The organism is Streptomyces sp. NPDC021080 (genome assembly GCF_044333225.1).
Classification (GTDB): domain Bacteria; phylum Actinomycetota; class Actinomycetes; order Streptomycetales; family Streptomycetaceae; genus Streptomyces.
This window is the reverse complement of record NZ_JBIRQM010000016.1, coordinates 111,368-125,604: the sequence shown is the minus strand read 5'-3', so window position 1 is coordinate 125,604 and position 14,237 is coordinate 111,368. Positions and strand designations below refer to the sequence as shown.

The 14,237-nt window shown below is 73.4% G+C and carries 13 protein-coding genes; 6 read left to right on the top strand and 7 right to left on the bottom strand.

The window, feature by feature from the left end; translation table 11 throughout:
• Positions 1 to 147 precede the first annotated feature (147 nt).
• Positions 148 to 720 (bottom strand): GNAT family N-acetyltransferase, encoded by a 573-nt coding sequence (locus ACH4S8_RS33770; protein WP_398400945.1) that lies wholly within the window; start codon positions 718 to 720, stop codon positions 148 to 150.
• 158 nt (positions 721 to 878) lie between these two features.
• Here ACH4S8_RS33770 and ACH4S8_RS33765 point away from each other — a divergent pair, with 158 nt between their 5' ends.
• The 5 genes from ACH4S8_RS33765 to ACH4S8_RS33745 all read left to right on the top strand — a co-directional run bounded on the left by ACH4S8_RS33765 (position 879) and on the right by ACH4S8_RS33745 (position 6,725).
• Positions 879 to 2,414, top strand: a complete 1,536-nt coding sequence (locus ACH4S8_RS33765; RefSeq protein ID WP_398400943.1) for an AMP-binding protein — start codon at positions 879 to 881, stop codon at positions 2,412 to 2,414.
• A 189-nt stretch (positions 2,415 to 2,603) separates the two neighbouring features.
• Positions 2,604 to 3,929, top strand: coding sequence for an NAD(P)/FAD-dependent oxidoreductase (locus ACH4S8_RS33760; RefSeq protein WP_398400941.1), 1,326 nt, complete (start codon positions 2,604 to 2,606; stop codon positions 3,927 to 3,929).
• Entirely contained in the window at positions 3,926 to 4,657 is a 732-nt protein-coding gene (locus tag ACH4S8_RS33755; protein ID WP_398400939.1) for a DUF1365 domain-containing protein, read from the top strand. Before ACH4S8_RS33760 ends, ACH4S8_RS33755 begins: the two co-directional genes overlap by 4 nt.
• Complete coding sequence (locus tag ACH4S8_RS33750; RefSeq protein ID WP_398400937.1) at positions 4,654 to 5,922, top strand: class I SAM-dependent methyltransferase; 1,269 nt, start codon at positions 4,654 to 4,656, stop codon at positions 5,920 to 5,922. The genes ACH4S8_RS33755 and ACH4S8_RS33750 overlap by 4 nt, the downstream gene beginning before the upstream one ends.
• Positions 5,919 to 6,725, top strand: coding sequence for a DUF1295 domain-containing protein (locus ACH4S8_RS33745; RefSeq protein ID WP_398400935.1), 807 nt, complete (start codon positions 5,919 to 5,921; stop codon positions 6,723 to 6,725). The genes ACH4S8_RS33750 and ACH4S8_RS33745 overlap by 4 nt, the downstream gene beginning before the upstream one ends.
• A 79-nt stretch (positions 6,726 to 6,804) precedes the next feature.
• Here ACH4S8_RS33745 and ACH4S8_RS33740 read toward each other — a convergent pair whose 3' ends face one another.
• The 3 genes from ACH4S8_RS33740 to ACH4S8_RS33730 form a co-directional block, all read right to left on the bottom strand.
• Positions 6,805 to 7,572 (bottom strand): anti-sigma factor domain-containing protein, encoded by a 768-nt coding sequence (locus ACH4S8_RS33740; protein ID WP_398400933.1) that lies wholly within the window; start codon positions 7,570 to 7,572, stop codon positions 6,805 to 6,807.
• On the bottom strand, positions 7,569 to 8,153 hold the full coding sequence (locus tag ACH4S8_RS33735) for a sigma-70 family RNA polymerase sigma factor (RefSeq protein ID WP_398400931.1): 585 nt from the start codon (positions 8,151 to 8,153) through the stop codon (positions 7,569 to 7,571). Before ACH4S8_RS33735 ends, ACH4S8_RS33740 begins: the two co-directional genes overlap by 4 nt.
• 102 nt (positions 8,154 to 8,255) lie before the next feature.
• Positions 8,256 to 8,849 carry a sigma-70 family RNA polymerase sigma factor gene (locus tag ACH4S8_RS33730; protein WP_398400929.1) on the bottom strand — a complete coding sequence of 198 codons (594 nt, stop codon included), beginning with the start codon at positions 8,847 to 8,849 and terminating at the stop codon, positions 8,256 to 8,258.
• Positions 8,850 to 8,960: 111 nt separating this feature from the next.
• Here ACH4S8_RS33730 and ACH4S8_RS33725 point away from each other — a divergent pair, with 111 nt between their 5' ends.
• On the top strand, positions 8,961 to 9,959 hold the full coding sequence (locus ACH4S8_RS33725) for a MerR family transcriptional regulator (protein ID WP_398400927.1): 999 nt from the start codon (positions 8,961 to 8,963) through the stop codon (positions 9,957 to 9,959).
• 124 nt (positions 9,960 to 10,083) lie between these two features.
• On the opposite strand, the gene ACH4S8_RS33720 is transcribed toward ACH4S8_RS33725, so the two are convergent.
• From ACH4S8_RS33720 to ACH4S8_RS33710, 3 genes are all read right to left on the bottom strand, one after another.
• Entirely contained in the window at positions 10,084 to 10,863 is a 780-nt protein-coding gene (locus tag ACH4S8_RS33720; protein WP_398400925.1) for a DUF4142 domain-containing protein, read from the bottom strand.
• A gap of 223 nt (positions 10,864 to 11,086) precedes the next feature.
• Positions 11,087 to 12,460 (bottom strand): cryptochrome/photolyase family protein, encoded by a 1,374-nt coding sequence (locus ACH4S8_RS33715; protein WP_398400923.1) that lies wholly within the window; start codon positions 12,458 to 12,460, stop codon positions 11,087 to 11,089.
• A gap of 250 nt (positions 12,461 to 12,710) precedes the next feature.
• Complete coding sequence (locus ACH4S8_RS33710) at positions 12,711 to 14,237, bottom strand: SDR family oxidoreductase (RefSeq protein WP_398400921.1); 1,527 nt, start codon at positions 14,235 to 14,237, stop codon at positions 12,711 to 12,713.

Below are 14,237 nucleotides of genomic sequence, written 5' to 3'. Positions count from 1 at the left end.
TGACCCCGCGGCGGGGCTGACCCCGCGGCGGGGCTGACCCCGCGACGGGGGCACCCCGCGACCGGTCCGGTCCGGTGTCACGGGTCGGTTCCCGTGCGGCGGTCCGGTCCTGTGCGGCGGCCAGGTGTCCCGGCCCGGCCCGGTCCCTCATCCGAGGCGCGGGGCGCCGGCCCGGCCGTGGTTCCAGGTCCGCAGGACGACGTCCCGGCCCTTCGCCGTACGGACCACGGGCTCGTCGTCGGTGAGGACGAACCCCGTCGCCCTGGCGACCGCCTCGCTCGCGGTGTTCCCGTCCTCGATGCACAGCACGACGCGCCGGCCGCCGACGCGACGGTGGGCGAAGTCCACGGCGAGCCGGACCGCACGGGTCGCGAGCCCCCGGCCCCGGTAGGCGGCCCCCACGCCGTAGGCCAGCTCGACGTCCCGGTCGTCGGTCGTGCCCGGGAACAGCAGGATCTCGCCGCGGGGCCGCGCGCCGTCCGTGGTGATGGCCAGCTGCACGCCCCGCATCTCGGCGCCCTTCTGCTCGGCCGCCGCGAGATAGGCGAGCGCCGCCTCGGTGTCGAAGGGCGAGACGACCGGCGTCCACCGGTCGATCTCGGGATCGTCGTAGAGCGCGACGAGATCGGCGACGTCGTCGTCGGACCACTCGCGCAGATGCAGCCCCAGCCCGCCGATCCACAGCGGCCGGGGAAAGTCGAACGTCGGTCGGCTGTCCATCGGACGATCGTGACGTGCCGGGCGGGCGAAGGCCAAGGAGGCGAGGACACGCACATGGATCCGGACATCACGGCCGGTGACCGATCGGGTGTTGTCCGGATGCGCGGGGGCGGGACCACGATAGAAAGGGGACATCGTCCGATCGCCGGGAGGCCGTGATGCTCGTCCCCTTCGGAGCCCTTGATTTCCTGGACCGTGCCGTCACCGTGTACGGCGACCGCCTCGGCGTCGTCGACGAACCCGACCAGCCGGCCGAGCCCTGGGAGGGGCTGACCTACCGGCGCGTCGGCGAGCTGGCCAGAGCCCAGGCCGCCGGACTCGACGCGCTCGGCGTCCCGCTCGGCGCGCGCGTGGCCGTCGTCTCGCCCAACAGCGCCAGGCTGCTCACCTCGTTCTTCGGCGTCAGCGGTCATGGCCGGGTCCTCGTGCCGGTCAACTTCCGGCTGACGGCCGACGAGGTGAACTACATCGTCGAGCACTCGGGCGCGAGCGTCCTGCTCGTCGACCCCGAACTGAGCGACCGCTTCGACCAGGTCGCCTGCAAGCACCGTTTCACCCTCGGCGCCGCCGCGGACGCCGAGCTGTACCGGTTCGGCGCCGAACCCCGCCCCTGGGCGGCGGACGAGAACGCCACCGCGACGATCAACTACACCAGCGGCACGACGGCCCGGCCCAAGGGCGTGCAGATCACCCACCGCAACATCTGGGTCAACGCCACGACCTTCGCCCTGCACGCCGGCGTCACCGATCGCGATGTCTATCTGCACACCCTGCCCATGTTCCACGCGAACGGCTGGGGGATGCCCTTCGCGATGGCGGGCCTCGGCGTCCGGCAGATCGCGCTGCGCAAGGTCGACGGGGCGGAGATCCTGCGCCGGGTCGCCGAGCACGGGGTGACGGTGATGTGCGCGGCCCCGGCCGTCGTCAACGCGGTGCTGGCCGCCGCCGAGTCCTGGGAGGGCGAGATCCCCGGACGCGACCGGGTCCGCATCATCGTCGCCGGCGCGCCGCCGCCCACGAAGACCGTCGCCCGCGTCGAGTCCCTGCTGGGCTGGGAGTTCATCCAGATCTACGGCCTCACCGAGACCTCGCCGCTGCTCACCGTCAACCGCACCCGCGCCGAATGGGACGGCCTCGACCCGCAGGCGCGGGCCGAGAAACTGGTGCGCGCCGGTGCCCCCGCGCTGGGCGTGACCCTGCGCACCGCCGCCGACGGGGAGATCCTCGCGCGCTCCAACGTCGTTCTGGAGGGGTACTGGGAGCAGCCCGCCGAGACCGAACGGGCCCTGGCCGACGGCTGGTTCCACACCGGAGACGGCGGATCCATCGGCGAGGACGGCTATCTGACGATCAGTGACCGCAAGAAGGACGTGATCATCACGGGGGGTGAGAACGTGTCCTCGATCGAGGTGGAGGACACGCTCTTCGGCCATCCGGCGGTCGCCGAGGTCGCGGTCATCGGCGTGCCGCACGAGAAGTGGGGCGAGACCGTCAAGGCACTGGTGGTCCTCGCTCCGGGCGCGGAGGCGACGGAGAGCGAGCTGATCGGGTACTGCAAGGAGCGCCTCGCCGGGTACAAGGCGCCGACCTCGGTCGAGTTCCGCAGCGAACTGGCCCGGACGGCCACCGGCAAGCTCCAGAAGTACAAGCTGCGCCGGCCGTACTGGGAAGGACACGACCGGGACGTGAACTGACCGTTCCTCCGGCCGGCCGCCGCGCCCCTCACCCGGCGCGGCGGCCCGATCGCGTTCCGTGTCCGGCCGCGTCCGGATCCCGTGTCTCCCGTCCGGTCCACGGAAGATCGTGCCCGGGCCAATCCGAACGGCCTCCAGCTTCGGAATACCTCCGAGGGCTCCGACCGGGAGCCGGGCGGAAGGAAACCGATGAGGCAGGGGTCAGCGAACGCTCCGGACGGCGGCGTACGGCGCACCGGAGAGGAGCGGCGAAGAGCGCTCCGGCGTACGGCCGTGATCGGCGGGGGAGTGTCCGGGCTCACGGCCGCGTACGTGCTCAGCCGTGAACGGCCCGTGGTCCTCTACGAGGCGGACGACCGGCTCGGCGGACACGCCCACACCCACGACCTGACCTCGTCCGACGGACGTGTGCACCGCGTCGACTCGGGCTTCATCGTGCACAACCACCGCACCTACCCCAACCTGTTGCGGCTGTTCGCCGAACTCGGCGTCGCCACCCAGGAGTCCGAGATGAGCATGTCGGTGCGGTGCGAGGGCTGCGGACTCCAGTACGCGGGCGCCCGGGGCCCGGGCGGCCTGTTCGCCCGACCGGGCAGCGTGCTGCGCGCACCCTATCTGCGCATGCTCGCCGAAGTGCCGGCGTTCCACCGCGCCGCCCGCCGGCTCCTGGACCGGGGCGGCGAAGACGGCCTCACCCTGGGCGAGTTCATCGCCCGGCAGCGCTACTCGGCCTATTTCACCCGGCACTTCATGACCCCGCTCGTCTCGGCGGTGTGGTCCTGCGACGCGGCCACGGCCCGCCGCTACCCGGCCGCCTACCTGTTCCGCTTCATGGACCACCACGGCATGCTCTCGGTGAGCGGCTCGCCCGTCTGGCGCACGGTGACCGGCGGCTCCCGCTCCTACGTCGACCGACTGGCCAAGGAACTCGACGCGGTGCACACCTCCACCCCGGTCCGGGCCCTGCGCCGCCACGCCGACGGGGTGGACATCACCACCGAGGACGGCACCACCGCCTCGTACGGCTCCGTGGTCATCGCCGTCCACCCCGGCCAGGCGCTGCGCCTGCTCGCGGACCCCACGGACCTGGAGCGCGAGGTGCTCGGAACGTTCCGCTACTCGCGCAACACCACCCTCCTGCACACCGACACGACACTGCTGCCGAGCGCCCGCGGGGCACGGGCCTCCTGGAACTACCTGATGCCCGACTGCGCGACCGGCGCCGACCACGTCCGGGTCAGCTACGACATGAACCGGCTCCAGCGACTGGACGCGCCCGAGACCTACGTCGTCACGCTCGGCGGCGAGGACCGCGTCGACCCCGCACAGGTCCTGGCCCGCATGGAGTACGAACACCCCGTCTACACGCCCGAGTCGGTCGCCGCCCAACGCCGACTGCCCGCCCTGAACAGCCCGGTGACCGCGTACGCCGGCGCCTACCACGGCTGGGGCTTCCACGAGGACGGCTGCCGGTCCGGCGTCGAGGCGGCCGAGGCACTGGGGGTGACCTGGTGACCGGCCCTCCCGCCCTCTATCCCTGCACGGTCGCGCACATACGGACCGCGCCCACCCGGTACGCGCTCCGCCACCGGACGTACATGTGGTTGACCGACCCCGACCATCCGCCCGAACTTCCGTATTTGCTCCGTCCGTTGGCCCGCTTCGACCCCCGGGACCACTTCGACGGCGACGAACCGAGCATCCGGGCGGGCCTGGACCGCTTCCTCGCCTCGCACGGCGTCGACCTGCGCGGCGGACCGGTGCTGATGCTCGCCCACGCACGGGTCCTCGGCCATGTCTTCAACCCGCTGACCCTGTACTGGTGCCATGACGCCGACGGCACCGCGCGCTGCGTCGTCGCCGAGGTGCACAACACCTACGGCGAACGGCACTCCTATCTGCTGTGCCCCGACGACCGCGGGACCGCGCGGAGTCGCAAGGAGTTCTACGTGTCGCCGTTCTTCCCCGTCGACGGCGCCTACCGCATGCGGCTGCCCGAGCCCGGCAGCCGCCTCGATCTGACGGTGCATCTGGAACGCGCGGGCACCCGGCCCTTCACCGCCACCGTACGCGGAACACGCGAGGCGGCGACCACCGGCGCGCTGCTGCGTCAGGCGGTGCGCCACCCGTGGTCCACCGTCGCCGTGTCCGCCGCCATCCGGCTGCACGGCATCCGCCTCTACCTGCGCGGACTGCCCGTCCAGCCCCGCCCGCACCGACGAGCCCAGGAGACAGTGAAATGACGACAGCCGAGTCCTGCCGTGTCGAGGCCCCCCGGCAGGGCACCGACCCGGCCCGCCGGCCGGACGTGGTGCCCCCGCCGCCGTCCTCACGGGCCCGCACCGCCGTCACCCGAGCCGTCGTGCGCCGGGCACTCGAACGGCTGCCGCTCCAGGCGCGGTTCGCCGACGGAACCCGCGCCGGCCTCGGCGGGCCGGTCATCGAGATCCACGACCCGGAGGCCTTCCACCGCCGCATCGGTGTCCAGGGTCTCGTCGGCTTCGGCGAGTCCTACATGGCCGGGGAGTGGGACGCGCCGGACCTGGCGGCCGCGCTCACCGTGCTCGCCGGCGACGCGGCCCGCCTGATCCCGGCCCCGCTGCAGCGGCTGCGGGGGCTCTGGGCGATGCGCCGTCCCGACGTCCAGCGCAACACCCCGGCCGGTGCCCGCGACAACATCAGCCGCCACTACGACCTGTCCAACGACCTTTTCGCGCTCTTCCTCGACGACACCCTCAGCTATTCGGCGGCCCTTTTCCGCGGCTTCCCCGCCTCCTGGTCCCTGCTGGCCGACGCCCAACACCGCAAGATCGACCGGCTGTTGGATCTCGCCGAGGTGGGGCCCGGCACCCGGCTCCTCGAAATCGGCACCGGCTGGGGCGAGCTGGCGATCCGTGCCGCCGCGCGCGGTGCCCGGGTCACCACCCTCACCCTCTCCCGGGAACAACAGGCCCTGGCCCGCGAGCGGGTGCGCGAGGCGGGCCTCGACGAGAGGGTGAGCATCGAGCTGTGCGACTACCGCGAGGCCACCGGGACGTACGACGCCGTGGTCAGCGTCGAGATGATCGAGGCCGTCGGAGAGGAGTTCTGGCCCGTCTACTTCACCACCCTCGACGCGCGGCTCGCCCCCGGCGGCCGCGCCGCGCTCCAGGCGATCACCATGCCGCACGACCGCCTGCTCGCCTCCCGTGACACCTTCACCTGGATCCAGAAGTACGTCTTCCCGGGCGGTCTGCTGCCCTCCGTGGAGGCGGTGGAGGAGGTGACCCGCGCCCACACCGGGCTGCGCGTCACCCGCAGGGACGCCTTCGGGGCGCACTACGCGGAGACCCTGCGGCTGTGGCGCGAGCGGTTCACCGAACGGGCCGGCGAGGTCGCCGCGCTCGGCTTCGACGAGACCTTCCGCCGGATGTGGACCTTCTACCTCGCCTACTCCGAAGCCGGATTCCGCTCCGGCTATCTGGACGTCCAGCAGTACCTGTTCACCAAGGAGGCCCCCACCCCATGAGCGGTTTCCCCTGGGGGGCGTTCGCCCAGAACCTCGCCCTCGCGGCCGGCGCCGCGTTCGCCGTCATGCTCGTCACCTTCGCCGTCGCCGTCCGCGGGGGCCTGCACCGGATCGTGGACGTCGCCTGGGGGATCGGCTTCACCGCGGTGGCCCTCGTCACCTTCCTGGCGTCCGCCGGCGAGGGCGACGAGGCCCGCCGCGTCCTCGTCACCGTCCTCACCTCGGTGTGGGGACTGCGGCTGGCCGCGCACATCGCGCGGCGCGGCCGGGGACACGGCGAGGACCCGCGCTACGAGGCCCTGCTGGCCAAGGCGCCCGGCAGCCGTGACCGCTACGCCCTGCGCATGGTGTACCTCCTGCAGGGGGCACTCGTGTGGCTGGTGTCGCTGCCCGTCCAGGCCGCGCAGTACGTTCCCGGGCCGCTCACGGGCTTCGCCCGGGCGGGTACCGCGCTGTGGGCCGTCGGTCTGTTCTTCGAGGCGGTCGGCGACGCCCAGCTCGCCCGCTTCAAGGCCGATCCGGCGAACCGCGGCCGCGTCATGGACCGCGGTCTGTGGAGCTGGACCCGCCACCCCAACTACTTCGGCGACTTCTGCGTCTGGTGGGGCCTGTTCCTGATCGCCTGCGACAGCCCGCAGTCGGCCGCCGTGGCCGTGGTGTCGCCGCTGGTGATGAGCTACCTGCTGATCAACGGCAGCGGAAAGCCCATGCTGGAGCGCCACATGGCACAGCGCCCGGGCTTCGCCGAGTACGTGGCGCGCACCAGCGGCTTCTTCCCGCTGCCGCCGCGCCCGCGCCGCTGACCGCCCGTGCCCCGGACCGCCCCCGACGCGTGACGTCCCGGGCGTCCGTCCCCTCCCCCCGAACCGAGGGGACGGACGCTCAGGCGGGCAGCCCCAGCAGGGCCAGCGGCGCGGACGTCGGTGCCGGGGAACCACCGGCCGGTTCCACGGTGATCCCCATGCCGGACGCGCCGTCGACGGAACCCTCCAGCGGGACGGTCTCGGTGGTGCGGCCCGGGTTCATCAGCCCGGCGGACCGCATGGTGCCGGCGTCGTCGTACCACAGCTGGTAGATCTTGCCGCGCGGCGGCTTCGGCATCCGCGAGGCGATGAACACGGCCCGGTCCCGGCTCCGGGACACCACGACCGTGCCGCTCGCCCCGCCCGCCAGCTCCGCCGTACGCGACGTGGCGTCCGGAGCGGTGAGGACCGCCGCCACCTGGCCCGCACGCCGTTCGGCCTGCCGGGCCTGTTCCTGGGCGCCCCGGGCCTGTTGCCGGGCGTCCTGGGCGCGCTCGTACTGCCACACCGCCGTACCGCCCAGCGAGGCCGCCGCGGCCAGGGCCGCGGCGAGTGCCCATCGCGCCGGCCGACGGACGCCGAAGGGCCGGGCCGCCGTCACGGCGATCGTGCGCGGCGGCTCCTGCCGGACCGCGCCGATCCGCCGCATCACCCGGTCCTTGAGCGCCGGATCCGGCGAAACGGTGGCGGCCAGGCCGAGACGCGCGGCCGCGGCACTCAGTTCCCGGACCTCCCGCGCGCAGTCGGCGCAGTCCGCGGCGTGCCGCTCGAAACGCTCGCGTTCGTCGGCGTCCAGCGCGTGCAGCGCGTAGGCGCCGGTCAGCGTGTGCAGGTCGGCCGTGGTCACACCGTCACCCCCAGGCAGTCCCGCAGCCGGATCAGACCGTCCCGCAGCCGTGTCTTGACCGTCCCGAGGGGAGCCGCCAGCAGCTCCGCCACCTCCCGGTAGGTCAGCCCGCGGTAGTAGGCCAGGGCCACCGACTGGCGCTGGAGCTCCGTCAGCGTGCGCAGACAGCGCCGTACCTGCTCACGTTCCAGCCGTGCCTCGACCTGCTCGGCCACCTCGTCGAACTCGGGCGTCCGGTCGAGGAGGGCGGCCCTGTGCTCCCGGGCCGCCGCGGCCTCGACCGAGCGCACCCGGTCCACGGCCCGCTGATGGGTGAGGGTGAGGACCCAGTTGATCACCGACCCGCGCTCGGGCCGGTAGCGGGCGGCGGTCCGCCACACCTCGACCAGCACTTCCTGCGCGACCTCCTCCGACTGCGCCCGGTCGCGCAGCACCCCGCGCACGATGCCGAGGACGGGGCCCGCCACCACGTCGTACAGCGAGGCGAACGCCTCCTGGTCGCCGCGGGCGACCCGGGCCATGAGATCCGGCAGGTCCGGCTCCGCGGACGGGTTCCGCCCGATCTCCACGGCTTCCTTCACGATGTGGTCCTCCAGGACGCTTCGGCGGTTCGGAGGTGATCCGAAGCCGCTGGGATGACGGATTGGCCCGGAGACGGGAAAAGTGACGGCGGCCGCCCGTGCTCAGACCTCGGCGAGCGGGCGCAGACCGTCGCGCAGCTGGTGCATGCCGCGCCGGGAGTGGCTCTTGACCGTGCCCAGCGGCCAGCCGGTGCGCTGGGCGATCTGCGTCTGGGTGAGGTCCTCGTAGAACGCCAGGTGCAGGACCCGGCGCTGCGGTGTCGGGAGCTTGGCCAGCTCGTGCCGGACGAGGACACGGTCGAGCGTGGTCTCCGGGCGGGACCGGGTGTCGTCGGTGAGGACCAGGAGGGCACCGGCCGCGCCCACCAGTTCGGTGCGCCGGGTCCGCGCGGACAGGGCGTCGGCGATCTTGCGCCGGGTGATGCCGACGAGCCAGCCGGCGACCGTGCCGCGCTCGGGCCGATAACCCCGCGCCCCCCGCCACACGGCGAGGAACACCTGCTGGGTGACGTCCTCCGCCTCGCGCGCGTCGCCCAGCGAACGCCGGGCGAGGGCGTGCACGAGCGGCGCCCAGCGCCGGTACGCGGTGGCCAGTGAGTCCTCGTCCCCGTCGACGATGCCCCGGGCCAGGTCGGCGTCCGTGATCGCTTCCCCGGCCTCGGCGGCCGGGTGCTCGGCGGTCGGATCTGCGCTCATGGCCACGGCTCCTTGCTCCGGGAATCCCTGTGTGGGGCCCGTGAAACCGATTGTGTGAACCAGGGGACAGAGGCGACAACTCGCATCGTTTCTGCGTCGTATAGTCGCCGTATGGGTGAGAGCCGGTCGGATCGGGGGCGGGAGCCGGGCACGGGATCCGCCGAAGCGGGTGTCACCACCGGCGCGCTGGCCCGCCGCCTCGGCGTGTCACCCACCACCCTGCGCTCCTGGGACCGCAGATACGGCATGGGGCCCGCGGTCCGCTCCGGCGGGCGGCACCGCCGCTGGACACCCCAGGACGTGGCGATGCTCGAGGAGATGTGCCGGCTGACCTCGGCCGGAGTGCCGCCCGCCGAGGCGGCCAGGGCGGCCAAGGGCCGGCCGGACCCCCTGGCGCCCGGGCCCGGGACCGCGGGCGACCGGCCGGAACCCCTGGCCCCGGCGGCCGGATCGGAGCCCCTGGGGGATCCCCGGCAGGAGTGCAAGGGGCTCGCGCGCGCCGCCGTACGCCTCGACGCGCCGTCCATGGAGGACCAGTTGACCTCGCTCGTCGAGCGGCACGGCGTGGTCGTCGGCTGGGAGGAGGTGATGGTGCCGGCCCTGCACGCGGTGGGCCGCAAGTGGGAGTCCGCGGGCGACCGCTACGTGGAGGTGGAGCACCTGCTGTCGTGGCACATCTCCCGCGTGCTGCACCGCGCTCCGCGACCGGCGGAGCCCAAGGTGCCGGCCGCCGGCGCGGGACCGATCGTGCTGGCCTGCGTGCCGGGCGAACAGCACTGCCTTCCGCTGGAGGCACTGCACGCGGGGCTCGCCGAACAGGGCCTGCCCACCCGGATGTTCGGCCCCGCGGTGCCGCCGGAGGCGCTGACCGCGGCGGTGCGGCGGCTCGGGCCTGCCGCCGTCGTGCTGTGGTCGCAGACCCGTTCCACCGCGGACCGCCCCCTGGCCCGGCACATCGCGTCCACCACGTGGGGGGTCAGGGGTGCCCGCAGCCATCCCGTCGTCGTTCTCGGCGGCCCCGGCTGGGCCGGACGCCCGGAACCGGGGATGCTCCGGCCACCGGGACTGCGGGAGGCGCTCACCGCGCTGACGGGCCTGGCCGACGGCTGAACCGGCCGCCCCGGCAGGCGGACGCCTGGCTCCCGTCGGCCGCCCCGTCCCCGCGCGCACCACGGCCGCCCTCGCGAACCATCGCCCGGGCGGCCGCTGTTCCGTCTCCGTGACCTGCGGCGGGTCAGCCCACCGTCGGCGTCGGAGAGGGCTGCACGGGCAGCGAGGCTCCGGCCGCGGGGAGCGAGGCCCCGGCCGAGGGAAGAGCCGCCCCGCCCGCCGGCGGCGTCAGGACGACCTCCGGCTCACCGGGCTGCGGCGGCGGAGGCGTCAGGTTGACCGCGGGCACCTTCGGGATGCTGGTCTCCTGGACGATCACGTAGTTGAAGTCGACCAGCCCGGTCTTCTCCATCACGGTGATGTGGTCCAGCACGGTGTCGTTGGCCTGGTCGGCGAGCTGCCGTACGAGGGTGTTCTCGGTCGTGGCGCGGATCTTCGCCACGGTCGAGAAGATCTGTCCGTGGGTGATGCGCAGGATGTTGGCGAAGTCGCTGTCGAACTTCGAACCGGAGTCCGCGGTCAGCGTCGCCACGAAGCCCTGCTGCAGCGGGGACGGCTTGTTGGGCAGCGTGATGCCGAGTTCCTTGGCCACCTTGCGGCTCGTGGTGTCGAGTCCGGCATGACCCGATATCAGGTGCTGCCCCGCCGTTCGCACCGCCGGAGTGGTGCCCTTCTGCAGAGCCAGCTGCCCGACCGGGTACTCCCACAGCCCCGCCGCGCGCACCTTGACGACGAAGTCGCGGTCGGCCTCGGTCAGCGGCCCCGAGGACGGGTTGGCGATGACGGCCACCGAGGTGGCGGACGTGGTCTGGATCCCCAGCATGGCCGGATAGGCGAGTGCGGCCAGGGTCAGCGTCAACGCACCGGTCACGAAGAGTGTTCCCGCGTTCCGTGTAATGCGCATTGAGCAGCCTCCTGGGGGCGGGTACGGCGGTCCCGGAGCGGTTGGCTCCGGGGTGGCCGCGCGGTGGATCCGGCGCGCGGGGATCCGGTACGAGTGGTTCGGACGACCACGTATACGGCGGCGCACCGCTGAGAAATCTCTACAACAGGTAAAATCCTCGGCAGTTTATACGCGGTTCGGTTTGCTCACGCACGCGGCCGGGGTGCCGCTCGGGGCGTTGTCGTCAGTCCAGGCCGCGGGCCTTCTTGAACCGGGCCAGCCCTTCGGACAGTTCGACGATCGGCTCCGGATAGTCGGGGGCCACCCGGGCCGGCCCCCGCAGCTTCCACGGTTCATGTACGGCATTCCCCGCGATTGCGGCCAACTCGGGCACCCAGCGCCGGACATATGCTCCGTCCGGGTCGTAACGTCGGGCCTGGGCCACCGGGTTCAGGACCCGGTTGGGCCGGCTGTCCGTGCCCGTCCCCGCCATCCACTGCCAGTTGAGCTGGTTGTTGGCGACATCGCCGTCCACCAGCAGGTCCAGGAAATGCCGGGCCCCGATCCGCCAGTCCACGTACAGCGTCTTGACGAGGAAGCTCGCGGTGAGCAGCCGTCCCCGGTTGTGCATCCAGCCCTCGTGGCGCAGCTGCCGCATCGCGGCGTCGACCACCGGATAGCCGGTCCGCCCCTCCCGCCACGCCTCGATGTCGTCCTTCGCCTCGGCCTGCGAACGCCAACGGTCGTGCCGGGAGCGGTAGTCGGCGGTGGACGCGTCCGGCCGGACCGCCAGCACCTGGTGATGGAAGTCCCGCCACGCCACCTGCCGCACGAACGCCTCGGCACCCGGACCGCCCGCCCCGCGCGCCCGGTGGACCAGCTCGACCGGCGACAGCGTGCCGAAGTGCAGATGGGGGGAGAGCCGGGAGGTCGCGTCGCCGGGCAGGTCGTCGTGGCGGTCCTCGTACGCTCCGATCCCGCCGCGCAGCCAGGCCGCCAGCCGTCTCCTGGCCTCCTTCTCGCCGCCCCGGGCCAGTCCCTCGGACACCGCCGTCACCTCCGGGCGGGAGGGGACCGGTTCCGAGCCGATGCCGTCCGGCACCCGGACGGCCTGGGGGGCCGCGGCCGGGTCCCGCAACGGCTGCCGCGCCCACCGGCGGTAGTACGGCGTGAACACGGCGAAGTGGTCGGAGGCCGCCGGGGTCACGGCGCCGGGGGCGAGCGCGGTGACCACCGCGTCGTGGACGTGCAGGCGACGGCCCCGCGCCGCCAGCGCGGAGCGCAGCCGCTCCTCCCGGCGTTGGGCGTAGGCGCTGACTCCCGCCGCGATGTGCACGTCGTCGGCGCCGGCCTCGGCGGCCACCCCGGTCACCTCGGTGACCACGTCGCCGGAGCGCACCACCAGACGGCCGCCGCGTTCACGGAGCCCGGAGTCCAGGTCCGCCAGGCAGTCGGCGAGGAACGCCATCCGGTTCGGGGCGGTGAAACCGGCGTCCGCGACGGCCTCGTCGCGGACGAAGAGCGGCACCACCGCGTCCGAACCGTCGAGGGCGGCCCGCAGTGGCGGATGGTCGTGCAGACGCAGGTCGGAGGTGAACAGGACGATCGAGACGGTCATGGGGTGGCTCCGGGGCGGTGCTGTGAGGGCTGCGGCGTCGGTCTGCTTCGGCTCGGGCGCGTCGTGCGGATGCGGCGCCGGCGGGAGATCACCGACGCGAGGGAGCGAGGGGCTCGTCGGGAGCGGGGGACGGGGGAACAGGGGCGCAGGGGAGCGCGGAGGTGCGCTCGGTGCGGCGGTCCGGCGCCGACCCGGGGTCGGGCGGAGAGAGACCGCGGACGCGGGGCCGGCGGCGGGCACGGGCGAGGGGTCAGCGGGTGAGCGCGGGTGCCGCGGCGGCGGTGGGCGCGTTCTTCGCGGCCAGCGCGATGTTCCGGGCCATGCCCCCGAACACCACGGCGTGAAAGGGGGAGACGCTCCACCAGTACAGGTGCCCGAGCAGCCCGTGCGGATGGAACAGGGCCCGCTGCCGGTAGCGCGTACGACCGTCGTCCGTCACGTCCGTGTACATCTCCAGCCACGCGAGCCCCGGCAGTCTCATCTCGGCCCGCAGCCGCAGCAGATGCCCCGGCTCGATCTCCTCCACCCGCCAGAAGTCGAGCGAGTCGCCCACCCGCAGCCGGTCGGCGTCCCGGCGTCCGCGCCGCAGCCCCACCCCGCCCGCCAGCCGGTCCATCCAGCCGCGCACCGCCCAGGCGAGCGGGAAGGAGTACCAGCCGTTGTCGCCGCCGATGCCCTCGATCACCCGCCACAGGTTCTTCGGCGAGGCGTCCACGGCCAGTTCGCGGTCGTCCGTGTAGAGACTGCCGCCGGCCCAGTCGGGGTCGGTGGGCAGCGGGTCGCTGGCCGTCCCGGGATACGAGGCCGACGACCAGCGCGTGGTCACCTGGGCGTCGCGCACCCGCTGGAGCGCCAGGGTGACGGCGGCGTCGAAGCCGATCGGGCGTCCCGGAGGATCGGGAACGTAGCGGACGATGTCGTGCTCGTGGCACACCACCTCATGGCGCAGCGACTCGGTGAGCGGTCGCGCGATCGACGCGGGCACCGGGGTGACCAGTCCGACCCAGTGGCTGGACAGCCGCGGGGTGAGCACGGGCACCGGGAAGATGAGCCTGCGCGGCAGCCCGGCGACGGCCGCGTACCGCCGCATCATCTCCAGGTAGGTGAGGACGTCGGGGCCGCCGATGTCGAAGGCGCGGTTGACCTCCGGGGGCATCCCGGCGCTGCCGACCAGGGTGCGCAGCACATCGCGTACGCCCATCGGCTGGATCCGTGTGTGTACCCAGCTAGGTGTCACCATCACCGGCAGCCGCTCGGTGAGGTAGCGCAGCATCTCGAAGGAGGCGGAGCCGGAGCCGATGATCACCGCGGCGCGCAGCACGGTGGTCGGTACGCCCGACGCCAGCAGGATGTCCCCCACCTCGGCCCGGGACCTCAGGTGCGGCGAGAGTTCTCCGACGGGTACGTCCGCGGGGGTGAGGCCGCCCAGGTAGACGATGCGGCGCACACCCGCCGCCCGGGCCTGCTCGCCGAAGATCCGTGCCGCCCTGCGGTCCGTCGCCTCGAAGTCGTGGCCCGTGCCGAGGGCGTGCACGAGGTAGTACGCGACCTCGCACCCGCGCAGCGCGTCGGCGACCGATCCGGCGTCCGTGACGTCGCCGCGCACCACCTCCGCCCCGCCCGCCCAGGGGTAGTCGCGCAGCTTGGCCGGCGAGCGGGCCAGACAGCGCACCCGGTACCCCTCGGCCAGGAGTTCGGGGACCAGCCGTCCGCCGATGTAGCCGGTGGCACCGGTGACCAGACACCTCGGGCCGGTGCGGGTCTCCTCGTCGCTCAT